This is a genomic window from Maledivibacter halophilus (genome assembly GCF_900167445.1).
Classification (GTDB): domain Bacteria; phylum Bacillota; class Clostridia; order Peptostreptococcales; family Caminicellaceae; genus Maledivibacter; species Maledivibacter halophilus.
Genome location: NZ_FUZT01000001.1, coordinates 192,523 through 206,473, shown reverse-complemented (window position 1 = coordinate 206,473; position 13,951 = coordinate 192,523). Strand labels below are relative to the sequence as shown.

At 29.1% G+C, this 13,951-nt stretch carries 11 protein-coding genes; 1 reads left to right on the top strand and 10 read right to left on the bottom strand.

Annotated features, from left to right (window positions below):
* Window positions 1-88: 88 nt before the first annotated feature.
* The 9 genes from B5X81_RS01000 to B5X81_RS00960 form a co-directional block, all read right to left on the bottom strand.
* Entirely contained in the window at window positions 89-1,717 is a 1,629-nt protein-coding gene (locus tag B5X81_RS01000) for a sensor histidine kinase (RefSeq protein ID WP_079488682.1), read from the bottom strand.
* Between the two features lie 8 nt (window positions 1,718-1,725).
* Window positions 1,726-2,397, bottom strand: a complete 672-nt coding sequence (locus tag B5X81_RS00995; RefSeq protein ID WP_170917224.1) for a response regulator transcription factor — start codon at window positions 2,395-2,397, stop codon at window positions 1,726-1,728.
* On the bottom strand, window positions 2,378-5,155 hold the full coding sequence (locus tag B5X81_RS00990) for an EAL domain-containing protein (RefSeq protein ID WP_079488679.1): 2,778 nt from the start codon (window positions 5,153-5,155) through the stop codon (window positions 2,378-2,380). Before B5X81_RS00990 ends, B5X81_RS00995 begins: the two co-directional genes overlap by 20 nt.
* 60 nt (window positions 5,156-5,215) lie before the next feature.
* Window positions 5,216-6,439, bottom strand: a complete 1,224-nt coding sequence (locus B5X81_RS00985; RefSeq protein WP_079488677.1) for a hypothetical protein — start codon at window positions 6,437-6,439, stop codon at window positions 5,216-5,218.
* A gap of 189 nt (window positions 6,440-6,628) precedes the next feature.
* On the bottom strand, window positions 6,629-7,438 hold the full coding sequence (locus B5X81_RS00980; protein WP_079488676.1) for a hypothetical protein: 810 nt from the start codon (window positions 7,436-7,438) through the stop codon (window positions 6,629-6,631).
* Window positions 7,439-7,522: 84 nt separating this feature from the next.
* Window positions 7,523-9,310 carry a hypothetical protein gene (locus B5X81_RS00975; protein WP_079488674.1) on the bottom strand — a complete coding sequence of 596 codons (1,788 nt, stop codon included), beginning with the start codon at window positions 9,308-9,310 and terminating at the stop codon, window positions 7,523-7,525.
* Between the two features lie 183 nt (window positions 9,311-9,493).
* Window positions 9,494-10,966: a sodium:solute symporter family protein gene (locus B5X81_RS00970; protein ID WP_079488673.1), complete on the bottom strand. Its 1,473-nt coding sequence runs from the start codon at window positions 10,964-10,966 to the stop codon at window positions 9,494-9,496.
* A gap of 13 nt (window positions 10,967-10,979) precedes the next feature.
* The gene (locus B5X81_RS00965) at window positions 10,980-11,204 is read right to left on the bottom strand and encodes a hypothetical protein (protein ID WP_079488671.1); all 225 of its coding nucleotides are present in this window, start codon (window positions 11,202-11,204) and stop codon (window positions 10,980-10,982) included.
* Between the two features lie 25 nt (window positions 11,205-11,229).
* Window positions 11,230-12,006: a creatininase family protein gene (locus B5X81_RS00960; RefSeq protein ID WP_079488670.1), complete on the bottom strand. Its 777-nt coding sequence runs from the start codon at window positions 12,004-12,006 to the stop codon at window positions 11,230-11,232.
* A 168-nt stretch (window positions 12,007-12,174) separates the two neighbouring features.
* Between B5X81_RS00960 and B5X81_RS00955 the strand changes: the two genes are divergently transcribed.
* Window positions 12,175-12,819, top strand: coding sequence for a Crp/Fnr family transcriptional regulator (locus B5X81_RS00955; RefSeq protein WP_170917223.1), 645 nt, complete (start codon window positions 12,175-12,177; stop codon window positions 12,817-12,819).
* A 287-nt stretch (window positions 12,820-13,106) separates the two neighbouring features.
* On the opposite strand, the gene B5X81_RS00950 is transcribed toward B5X81_RS00955, so the two are convergent.
* Window positions 13,107-13,817, bottom strand: a complete 711-nt coding sequence (locus tag B5X81_RS00950) for an N-acetylmuramoyl-L-alanine amidase family protein (RefSeq protein WP_079488668.1) — start codon at window positions 13,815-13,817, stop codon at window positions 13,107-13,109.
* Between the last annotated feature and the right edge of the window lie 134 nt (window positions 13,818-13,951).

Sequence of the window (13,951 nt, the reverse complement as noted above, 5' to 3'; positions counted from 1 at the left end):
GAAGCACATATAAGTCTTGGCTCAACCATTATATACCCGACAGTAATATATTGTCCATTCACAACAAAAAATATTATGGTAATTTTTTCTATTTACCTTTTACTTCCACTGTAACCTTCGTTCCTTCATTTACCTTTGAAGCAACTTTTATATTACCATCAAGTTTATCTACTATATTCTTAATAACAGCAAGGCCAAGGCCTAGACCACTAATATTACGGGATTTATCAACTCTATAAAAAGGTATAAATATTTTACTAAGCTGCTCCGATGACATTCCTATTCCTGTATCAATTACAGAAATAATAGCCCTATTTTTCTTTTTTCTGTATTCAAGAATAACACTATCTCCATCATAACTATATTTAAAGGCATTGTCTACCAAATTATAAATTAGTCTATCAAACCATATGGTATCAATAGGCAAAAAAATATCTTCATTATCATATATAACTTCAAAATCAATATTTTTATTATTATTTTTAAAGCTTTTTTCAGTCTTTTCAATGCTTTCCTTTACACTTGTATTAAATTTTTTATTAATATAATTATTTTTTGAAAGATAAATAGTAAGGGAACCTATCATTCTTTCTAAATCCTTTATGGCATTATTGGTTGAAGCATTGATGCTATTGCGTTTTGCTTCTGTAGGAAATCCCTCAGCTAAAATTTCTGTATTTAATTTTATAACTGAAAGGGGAATTTTAAAGTCATGGCTAATTCCTCTAAGCAAATCCACTGAAACATTATCATCATATCTTTTTAAATAAACAACAAAGTAATAAATAGCATAGCTAAAAATAAAAATAATAAAAACCGATAAACCTATTTCTTTAGAAAATATCCTTACTGCATCACTTGTTTTAAATCTTCCAAAATAAACTATTGCATATATTACACCTAAAAAGAAAAAGGAGAATATTCCCAGCACATTATAATTTTTCACTTGATCATAAAGTTTTATGACAAGTAAAATAAGTAAAAAATATATGTTTACATTTAATAATATAATTAAAATTAAAAAAATAATAAAAGATGCCATTTTTTCTTTCTTTTTAAGAAAAGTTGTACCCGTAAAGGATAGAGAAATAATAGCAAATTTTAGCCCAATTTCAAAATAGAAAGGACTTAACAAAAGAGTAAAACCTAAAAAAGCTAAATATATATCCTTTTTCTTATATCCAATAAAAACAGCTATAATAGCTGCCATTATGGCCATTGTTATTGTAATTGTCTTAATTACATAAATAATTATTATAAAATCATCTAAATTTTTTCTTTCCCCCAAAAAAAGTCTGCTGTTACTGTTTTTAGGACTAGGTAATACTTCAAATTGAATTTTACAAACTCCATTAATGTCATAATCATTTTTTTCAATTGGTATTTTCATGTATGAATTGTCGGTATAGCCATCTAAATAGGTGTTATAATTTTGACTGGCAATATTACCATTTTTAAAAAAGCTGTATTTGGTTTTAAGTCCCGTACTAAGTAAACTAAGCTGAATTTTCTCCTTTGAAATAATATTGAATTTATTAGTATAAAAAATAAGTAAATAAATTTTTTCTGGATCAAATTGTTTAGCATCAAAATCAAAATTCATTTCAACATCTGGCTCTATCTTTTCTACTAAATTATTTTCAAGAAAGATAAGTCCACTGTAGGTTAGATAAACAATCAAAATAAGAAAAGTTATAAGCTTTAAAACCGTCTTCATTTTATCACCTACTTCATAACAATCATTCTATATCCCTTGCCATATTCGTTATCTATAATAATTTTTTCACTCCCCACCTCAGAAAGTTTTTTCCTAAGCCTTCCAATTAAAGTATGTATTCTAAAGTTTACACTTTTCCCCATACCCTCAAAATCAATTAGTTCATTTTTATCAAGAATTTCATCATTTAAGTATTTATCATAAAGTCTTTTTAAAACCTCTATTTGTGAATGTTGAAGTAAAACAGTATTATTTTGACAGGTAAGCTCTAGATGCTGAATATCAAATTTAATATCACCTACTTCAAAAATGAACTGCTCCTTTTTTGACCTCTTCTTTATAGCCTTTAATTTATACTTAAGTTCAAAGAGAGTAATGGGCTTGATAATATAATCATCTGCACCCTTTTCATAGGCAATTCTTCTTGATTCTTCTTCTTCGAGGGCGGAAATCATAATAATAACAGGATTTCCATTCTTTTTGAAGAAATTAATAAGATTATATCCCTTTACATCGGGAAGCATAATATCAAGTAAAACTATATCCGGTCTTTCTTTAAAAGATATTCTCTTTGCTGAGCTTCCATCTAAGGCACTAAATATATTAAATCCTTCATTTAAAAGGGCATTTTTAATGGTTTCATTAAGCGATTCATTATCTTCAACAATTAGTATATTCATAAAAAATGTCTTCCCCCTTAACATATGGCTTTATATAACTACCTTCTACGTAATCAATATTTTTTTTCATAATAATATCATACTGATTTTTTGATACTATATCCGACACCATAACTTTTTTATTTGATTTTTTAGCTAGAGATATAATATAATTTAATGCATCATCATATAATTCATTTTCACCAATATTCAATATGTAATCACTATCAATACAAACAATATCCACAGGAATGTCTTTAATTTCAACTGTATTTAATACTTTTCCCCCGAAATTATTAACTAAAAAACTAATCCTTTCATGCTCCAAAAACAAAATCTGTTCTATATTGTCTTCAATTGTTTCTTCATCAAGTTTAATTATAAGCTTTATTTTTTCAAACTTTTCTATTGTTTCCATAAGCCAATGAATAAAGCTTTTCTTTTCAATTGTTTCATCAACTAAATCAACTATTATCCCTATAGCTTTTCCCTGATTATTCCATTCCTTAAGCTGATTAAATATTTTTTTTAATAAAATAGCATCTACTTTTCCCCTAAGATTAAGTCTTTTAGCTGCTTGATAAAATGTCTTACTGTTTAAATCTCCATAATCCTTAAGATAACATGTTACAGAGGTATCTAATGCAAAAACTTCTCCAGATTTGTCATATACATTTCTATATAACACCATTAACTTTTCATTCATTACAGCCCTTACAAATTCCTTATCAAAATCAAATTTATCCTTGTATTTACTAAAAATCTCATAGCTATATTTAACGACTTTATTTTCTTTTTCTGAAAAATACACCGCTATATTGAGGCATTCCATAAGAGTATCAAAATCATTAATATCTTCATCTATATTTAACCAACCAACAGCATTTTTAAAATTATAACTCATATCATATATAAGTACTTTCTCTCCAAAACTCCTTTCTAAATCTTTGGCAAAAATCTCTGCTTTAGCATCACTTATATTTTCTTTTGCAATAATAAAGGTTTCCTTATCAATAATAGCAAGTATATCACTTTCATTTAAATTTTCCTTTATAGACTTAATAGCTTTTTTTAATATTCTTTCGTAAATTTTAAGTCCATAGGATTCATATAATATAAACAAATCCTTTAATTTCACTTGAAAAAATACATATTTATCAATATCCTTCTTAAGTTTCTTTTCAAGCCAAAGTCTGTTATTGATACCTGTTCTTCTATCGGTATATATTAATTTAAACTGGGCTCCACCCTTTTTAATTATTAGATTAATAATAGTCGCCAATATTACTATAATAATTCCAATTTTAATAGCTAATGCCCCTTTAGAGCTGTTCCTGTAGTTGTATAAGTCCTCTATTTCTTCATAAACAACGGAATCCATATCAATTACAGCAAGGCATTTATTTATTATATTAATCAAAGGAGCTTTGTTATTTTCCGCCATCATATAATTAAATCTCTCATATAAAATACCTTTACGTCTTAAGTCCTTAAATTGTGAGATATAAACATCAACTAAAATATCAGGTAAAAGAACATATTCATTTTTCAAGGTCTTTATTGAATTAAGAAGCTCATTAAAATCATTGTATTCCTTTATATTAATATTAGGCATTTGCTCTATTAAATACTTATTCTCATATCCATTAGCAAAAACCCCTAATTTATAGGGTTCAAGATCATAAATTTCTTTAATAAATCCCATATCCTTCTTTCCCAATACGGAAATTTTATAACTAAATATTGGATTTGAATATATATAATTGTCATTATCCTTTTTAACAGTTAAAATTAAATCTATATCCTTATTTTTAAGTAGATTTTCGTAGCTGTCAAAAAAATATTGACATTCCATACCCGTTAGAAATTCAATCTTTTTAAAAATATTTGGTATAATTCCATCAACTAAATAATCCTTTCTATTTCCACTTAAAGTATAGCCATCTATTAATCCAATTTTCATAACGGGATTTTCAGCTAAATATCCCATTTCTATTTCATTAAAGGGTAAATTCTGTTTTTCAAGTTCAAAATTTATTGCCTCTTTTATAGCATCGCTCCATCCTATATCTATTAAGTAATTAACCTCTTTTGCAATAATGCTGTAGAGCTCAGGATAGTCCTTATGTATACCTATATGATTATTATTTTTTGAAACAGATGGTATTTCAAAATAATAGAAATCACGGGTGGATTCATCATAATTTTTAGTGGAAATATATCCATCTATTTCCCATGACCTAAGATCATCAATCATAGATTCCATATCATCATATAAAATCACATTAAAACTAATACCTTTATACCTTTCTTCTAATACATTAAGAAGTTTTACCCCCTTTATTACACCTATATTTTTTCCTTTAATATTTTCATACTGGTCAATAGGATCATTGAAAGTAGAATAAATACCTGCACTCAACCCCTTAAAGGGCTGCGTATATTTAACATATTTAAGTCTCTGTGGGGTAATATCCATTGTGGAACACATTTGCAGCTTTCCCCTTTTTAAAAGCCACATATTGTTATACCATGTATCCTCATAGGGAACAATATTTAGACCCGTTTCCTTTGACAATATCTTACAAAGCTTTTTAACAAAAATGGCTTCTCCAGGAGAATTGTAATATCCCATAAAAAAAATTTCATCTTCATTTTCAATAATCCATTCTTTTTCTTCTTCTGTATAAGTAACTTCATTTTCCCTTGGAAAAAGCATAAAAATGAGAACACCTAATAATATGACTAATAGAATTATAACAAGGTTTTTTCTATTCATGGCGTCCTCCCCCTTTTTTTATTTTATTACAAAAAATTAAAGAGAGCAATGCTCTCCTCTTTAATCCTCCAAAAGCCAAAGAGATATTTTTGTTACTTGATCATCTGAAGAAACCTCATCATGCTCACCAAAGCCTCTATCATTTAAGGCTAAAACTAAACCATTATACTCATATACTTCATCTACATAGGTATCTGAATGTCTATCATAGTGCTTTTCCAAATTAGTATCACAATACTCATAGGCCTCTGCCAAGCTCATTCCTATGGTGATATCTAAATCTTTAATTTTATTTAAATGCTCAGTAATATCTATACTTCCTAACTCAGCATTCTCAAGATTATTTTCTTTACCATGATAATATCTTACAGTCATTCCAGTATAAGGATACTCATAAGTGGTATTATACCCATGATAGCCTGCATCTTCCTCTGTCGCTACATAATCAGTAGGATACTTTTCTAAAAATTCCTTGGCTGAAAGAGTTATATCCACCTCAGTAGGTGTCTCCTCTGACAAATCCACAATACTGAATTCTCCTTCAATTTGTCTAATACTATATCCAGCCTCTAAAATCTTATCAACTGCTTTTTTAAATTCGTCTCCAACTAAAGGAGTATCAGTATTTTTGTAGAAATAATGTTCCTTAATATTCTTAGGAAGTACCTCTACACCATCATATACACGAGTAAGTACTAAGGTTTTATAATATTCTAAGGGATATTCATTTTCTGTTTTATCAACTAGGTTTTTTTCTCCATCTACAGATATAACTTTAACCATAGTTCCAGATATTCTATCATATTCTTCATTATATTTGTATCCTTTAGGATCAGTCTCTATTTCTATAGGTATTTTACCATCATTGGTAAATGTAGTACCACCTTCATAGCAGTATGTAAAGTATTTTCTCGGCACAAAATTCAATATACTTTCATCTTCAAAAAATATTTCCTTTACTCTTCTATTATCTACAATTATTGGATTATCAAGAATAATGCCTGTACCACCATCTTCTCCACCGTATAAACCATATCCTAAAAGCTTGCCCTTTAAAAACCTCAATTCTTCATTATATTTCGATGCTTCATCTTTTTTTTCTGCCTCCATTTCAGCTTTCATTTCTGCCTTTAACTCTTCTTTAAGCTTTTCTTCTGCCTCCATCTCAGCCTTTATTTCTGCTCTTAATTCTTCTTCTGTCTTTTGACTTATTGTTTCTTTTGAGCAGCCAACTATAGACAGAACAAGAATCAAAATTAATAATAAGCTAAATATCTTTTTCATAACTTCCTCCTATTCTTTATTGATAGAAATACTTCCAAGCTCCTCTGTTTCTTCATAGGTCTTTTTATCATCGTTTTTAAGATTATAAATTCCTCCATAAATAGTCATGTCAAAATCCATACCAAAAAGCTCATCTTTTTACTAATATTTATATCCTTGTGTTTATCACTGGGCTCAATAATTGAGAGCTTACAAATTAGTAGAACCTTCTAATTCTCCTTTAGATGATTTATCTTTTCCTTCTTCACTTTTATTAATAATATAACTAGAGTCGCCTTTTTTAATAGAATAGCCTTTTTCATATAACTTATCTACTGCTGTTTTAAAATCACTATTGTTTTCATATAAATCCATATCCTTTATGTTTTCACTAAGATTTTCAAAATAGGGTTCTGTTAAAGCATTAATTACATCCTTGTAATAATCATCTGGAAAATCTTTTTCACTCTTATCAGCAGGATTACTTTCTCCATCTAATGAAACAACCTTAACAAGGTCAACAGTTGTTCTCCATAGGGGTTCAAAGTACTCAAAGCTATCGGCATCTACCCTTACCTTTACTGGTATTTTTTCATTATGAGCACCCTTTATAGTAGTACCTAGCTCTAGGCCATAGGTTAAATATTTTCTTGGAATAAAGTCTAAAAGCTTATTGTCCTTAAAAAATATTCTTTTTACATCTTTTCCATATATTTTTTTCTCTTTATCTAATATTACCCCAATACCATCTTGTGGTCTATAATCTGTAATTATACCTTCTAATATCACGGTATTATCTTTATCCAATGACTTTTCTTCATCTTTGTTTTTGTCCTCGTCTTCAGCTTCCATTTCGGCTTTAATCTCTTCTTTAAGTTTTTCCTTAGCCTCAGCTTCATTTTCCAATTCGGCACGTATCTCTGCTTCTAGCTCTTCTTCTGTCTTAGCAGCTTTATTAGTACAAGCAACCTGTGTTAAAACAAGGGTTAATACAAGTAATAAACTAATTATTTTTTTCATAGAAACCTCCTTCTCAAAATTCCCCAAAAAAATTGGATATTTTGATATGTTTAAATTAAATTTTACTATAGGAAATCTATATACTTATTCATATTTTAAAATCTCATATTCACTTGTATCCCTCATATCATCAAGGGTGAATTTTACATCTTCATAATACCCTTCTCCTATGTGTACCTTTCCTGTGACCTTTACAGATGACATATCTGTACCAAAGGGTGCATAAATCTCTAGGTAAAAATTTTTAAGCTTATCTATATTTTCTACTTCTCCCTTAGAATCCATGTTTTCAAAATATGTAATTTTAATATCTTTCATCTCACCAAAAACACTAAAGATTACCTTTTGATTATTTGGATTATCACTGAAGCTGCATGTTTTCTTTGTGAGAGAATCAATATTTGATGTGCTGTGCATAGGAATTACAACTGCTATATACTTAGAATAATCTATTTCTTCTTCTCCTATTGTCTCCTTTTTAAAGCTCGATAGCCCATGAAGTCCAGCATCTGAGCTGGTCTTTTCCACAGCACTGGCTATTTGAGCTACTATATCCTCACTCAAATCGCCTCCTAAATAGCAAGCAAATTGATTAGCACTGTCATATACACTATATATTGCTGATCCGTCTTGTTCATTTGCAATTATAGTATAATTATTATAGGGGTAATCTGTAATATGCTTTATATATTCTCCATTTGCAACAAAATACACCTTAAGAGTTGCCATATCTACATAAAAGGTTGAATAGGCATTTCTAACATATTCATCATACTCATTAGTAGTAAAATACACTCTTTTCCCATTATTACCTTGGCTTGCAGTTCTTGCAATGGCACCTTGCACTTCACCGGATTTAAAGGTGAATAAACCGTTACCGTCATCCTTATGTATTGTAGTAGTCTTAGGATTATATACCTCTATTTCATTACCAGTATTTTTATATTTCACATATACATTCCCATCTCTTACTTCATAATCAAATCCCTTAGTATAATCATTCTTCACTTCTTGATTTTTCGTATTTTTGTCTTCTGTGCTTTGTTTTTTGCTGCTTGAATCCCCTTCTTCATTATCTTCTTTTTTAATTATAATTTCTTTATCAAATTTCATAGTTTCAGGATTATACACATATTTTGTTTTTTCTATTACAGAAGTCTTCTCTGTGGCATAATCTTCTTTTGTAGCAGTATATACAAAGTTCTTTGGATCTCCTTCTATTTCCCCTTTAATTATATATCCTTTTGGATGGGCTACTACATCCTCTGTAACTATAAAAGCATCTGCCGATTTAATTTTTTCTCCATCATAAACAAAATAGCTGGTTTGTTCTAAAAACATACCTGAGCCACCAGCCTTTTGTGCTATAGTTATAAAGCCTTCATTATAGGCAAGGTCATTCTTATACTTTGATAGAACAATATCCGATGATATTATTCTATACTCACCATTATCTGCTGTGATAAATATAGCATTTTCTAGATTACCCTCAGAATAGGTAGATGTAAAACTAACCTCATCATTCCCATCTCCAGTTATATCAAAATAAAAGGGGTTCCATTTATCAAAATCTTCTCTATTATATTTATTAGGATACGTACTATTTATAAATTTATATAATTCATCATTATTTCTTACATCTAAAGATTTTGATGGATGTGCATTTTCTTCTTGCTTATCCTCTGATTCACCCTCCATTTCTTTTTTCATCTCTTCCTTTAATTCCTCTTTACGCTTTGCTTCTTCTTCCATTTCTGCCTTTATTTCTGCTCTTAATTCTTCCTCTGTTTTTTGACTGGATATTTCCTTTGAACAACCAAAGAATGTGAAGCTAAGTAATAAAACCAATAATAAACTGATTATTTTTTTCATAAAAACCTCCTATTTTATTCTTATTGCTATAATCTTTTATGCTTCAAATTTGTATCTTTTTCATTCTGCAATTGATAAAAAAATTATAGCATAATTAATTTAAAAAAAATGAAATCTAACTAAATGGTTAGATTTCATTTTTAAGTCCTTGTCTTTATTTAATTTTATTGAATTTTTATATAATTAAACTTTTGCTCCACTATAAAAGAAATCATTGATTGAATCTATTATTTCTATAGTTCTTTCATTTGTTTTTGTGATATTACATATTAAAATATATACCATAAATGATACTATAAGTCCCCATAATCCAGGCATTATTCCCAAGGGACTAGGTACAACAAATGTAGTTAGCAGCATAGCTATTTCGCCAAAAATAATACTCCATAATGCTCCTTCTCTAGTAGCTTTTTTCCAATAGATTCCTCCTATCATAGCAGGAGCTAAAGCTGCCACTCCACCGTTGGAAAGGGCTAAAATATTTCCCAAAAGTCCTGGTCTTTGCAGAGCCACAACAACTGAAAACACTCCAAATATCAATGTTGCAACCTTGGCAACTGTATATTGCTTATATGCATTAGCTGATTTATCAATATATTTTTTATATACATCAGTAGAAACCATACTACTAACTGCATGCAATTGCGAATTTCCAGTTGACATTGAAGCAGCTAATGCTCCTGCAATAACTAATGAAGAAAATACTAAAGGTGTATATTTTAAAAGCATTTCTGGAAATATAATATCTGGAGATGCAATATTTGGGAAAATTATATTACCAGCAAAGCCTATAGCTGGTGTAAATATAAATATAGATGTCAAATATATAGATGAAAAAACAGAAGACCATTTAAGAACTCTTAAAGATTTACCTGAAAAAAATCTTAAAGTTATATGTGGAAACATCATCATTCCAATAGTGATTACAGTCCACCTAGAGATCCAATCCCCAGAAGTTACAACTCCCTTTGGTCCTGGTAAAGTAAAATGCTCAGGTAATATCTTCATGGCTTCAACATAAGCATTAGAAATAGAACCAAAATTCACTTTAATAATCCAATAGGATCCAATAACCATACCAATCCACATAAAAACGCCTTGAGCTGCATCTGTTATAGCAATGCCCTTCATTCCTCCAAGCCAAACTAATATTATCATTAATCCAAAGAATATTATTGTTCCAAATTCATAGCTTAATTTCCCTTCACTTATTACTTCAAAAATATAACCTGAACCTATTGCCTGCATAGCTACATAGGGTATAGTAAATATTAAAGTAATAATTGTAACTAAAAGCCCTATCATATGATCCTGGTAAACATCACTTATGTACTGAGCCATGGAAATATATCCATATTTCTTTCCTAAAAACCAAAAACGCCTTCCTAATATCCAAAATAGAATTCCTGGGAAAACTGTCCAAATACCATTTACCCACCAACCTATTCCATTTGCATAAACAAATCCTGGTGCACCTAAAAATGCATATGAGCTATGATAGGTTGCACTAAATGTAAGAGTCAATACAAATATCCCTAATGAACTGCTGGCAGTTGCAAAATCCGAAATATTTTTTTTATCTTGTTTAGAAGCATAATAAGCTATTCCAAGCAAGCTAATTGTGTATAATATTAAAATTATAAGACCAATATTCACAGTTTACCCCTCCCTAATAATCTTTTTTCCAATTCTTTATTTTAATCGCTCCTACTAAAAATGTGATTATGGCCACTAGGTACCAAATCTGTAACCATATCCAAAGTGTTGGAAAGTTAAAAGTTAGAGGCTTAGTTTTTGCATAATTGTTTGCTATATTTAAAACTGGAGGATTTAACATTATTAAGCATAATATAAAAATAGAATATATAACTTTTTCACCCTTACTAATTTTCAAAATCCTTACCTCCTTCTATATTCTCTTATTTTTCCTTTTGCAAATCCTTTATTATTCTAACTAAATTATTAATCAAATGATTATGATATATTTCTCCTTTTTCTTTTGAAGATTTTGTTGGTTCTCCACTGGCTCCACCAGAAGCTTGTGCATGTTTTTTAGCTTCTTCTATTGAGCTGGGAACATAACACAAGGTATCATGAGTATATCTAGGGTCCACTGAATACAAATCTTTAGGATGTATAGGATTATCTACTGCCTTTTCCAAATTAACAAAATCAGGATATCTGTACATCATGTGGGAGGTTTCTATTTCTTCTGCATGCCCTACAGCCCCAAAATCCAATTTATTTATTATATCTTTTGACATATAAGCCGGATCAAATATATTTACTTTTACTTTAAGATTTCTCTGGCACCTTTCTGCTGCAAGCTGCATCCACGTTATATTAACTATCCTATGACCATTAATAATAATAAATTTGTCAAGTCCATGTTCCTTTAAAGAGTGAATAATATCGTATAAATACTCTACCAACACCTCTGGTCTTATAGTTATGGTTCCTGGTAATACCATATGATGTGGACTCCAACCAAACCACACTGGTGGAGCAATAACAGCATCTGTTTTTAAAGCAGCTTCCTCTGCTAAAGTTATAGCAACATAGGTATCTGTTCCTAATGGTAGATGATACCCATGCTGTTCTGTGCTGCCTACAGGTATTATTGCTACACCTTTACTTCTTTCAATTAATTTTTTTGCCTCTTCCCAACTATTTTCATGTAGCCAATTTGAAAACATACTATACCTCCTTCTTTTTAATTTTATTATAAAATATATAAAAAAATAAAACTGTGTCCTAAAACACAATTTTCTGAAAATATTATAAATATTCATTATATTATTTATAGAGGTCTTTTATCTATAATATAGAATGATTAATATATGACTAAAATAGGTGGTGAAACTATGGATAACATCTTTTCTGAATATAAAGTAAACTATAATTATAAGAATGATTTAATAAATAATTTTTGCCAATATGGCATAAAAAAAATTTTCTCTCCCCATTCTTTTATTGAATTTGAACATAAAAAATTAAATCATATCTATTTAATCTTAGAAGGAAAAGTTAAACAGTATTTCATAGACATTAATGGAGAAGAAAAAACTATACTTATTCTTTCAAGGGGAGATATTTTTGGCGAAATAACCCTTATACAGGAAGACTATGACTTAGTAATGACAAAAGCCCTAGAAAATACAATAGTTCGTAAGATCGATAAAAATAAATTTTATCAAGTACTCAAAGAAAACCCGAATTTGTATAATAGTTTACTATTAATGATAACAACAAAATTTCGTATATTGATGGCCCAAATATATGACTCATCTTTTCATAATATAAAAAACAGATTATTGTTCTTACTTAAAAGATTATCGATTCAACAGGGTATAAAAACCAAAGTTGGAATAAAGATAAATATTAAGCTCACCCATGAACAATTAGCTGCTATGATAGGTTCTACTAGAAGTACCGTTACAAAAAAACTAAACGAGCTAGAAGAAGAAGATAAAATTAGACGTATTAAAGGAAATATTCATGTTCTATAGGTACGCTCTTGTCAAATAGAATGAATTAAATAGTGGAGGAAATTGCATAATTACCTTCTTAAAAACTACCTACTATATTTAATTTTAAAACCTCCTAGAACTTACTGTCATAATATGTTCTATTCTAAATAGCTAAATCAAGAATACTATCCCCATATGTAATTGTCTCCAATTTAAATTATGCAATTATCCCAATCATATATAAAGACCATTTATTTTTTAGAAAGATATTTGAAGTCTTTTACTTTTCACATATTTTAATATTTAATTTTCAATAATATCTATATTTATTCCTCTATTTTAATTGTCTTATAATAATTTATAATGGCCTGGGCAATAGCCTCGGCACACTTATTTTTGCCTTCTTTAGACATCAAAAATTTTAAGTCTTCAGGATTACTCATATATCCTAATTCAACCAATACCGATGTGGCTTGGGTATTTTTTAAAACATAGAGTTCCTTATCTTCTTCATATTTTAAACCTCTATCCTTTGTATAACCTATACTTGAAAGCTCATTGCTAATTTCTTTAGCAAGAATTTCGTCTTCAGTATTTTTAAATCTGCACCATACCTCCGTACCCTTAACATTAGTATCCTTTACAAAATTATTTGCATGAATTGATATAAAAATATCTGCATTTGATTTATTAGAAATTTTGCTTCTTTCACTTAATGACTCTCTTTGGTTTTCCCAGGATACCTTATCTTTTTTTCTTGTATATATGACCTTTATATCTTCCTTTCTCAAGATTTTAGCCAATCTTAAAGAAACATCCAGTACTATATCCTTTTCATCTGCTCTATAGATTGAATTGGTGGCTCCGGGATCATATCCCCCATGGCCTGGGTCTATACAAACAGTAAATTTGTAGTTTGCTGAACACCTTATAAAAATAGTAATTCCTATAATTGTAATAAATAATAACAATGCAAATAGTCTTCTATAAAACCGTCTTTTCCTAATTAAAATCCTTTTTTTATAACTTACTTTCATAAATTTTGCTCCTTTTCATTTTGAGTCTTAACGTTATTTATATAAAAGTTTTATTAGGGACTTTTTTGTAAATAATGACATTGCCTTCTAATTATATCATACAAATTCATATTCCAATCATTATAACATTATGA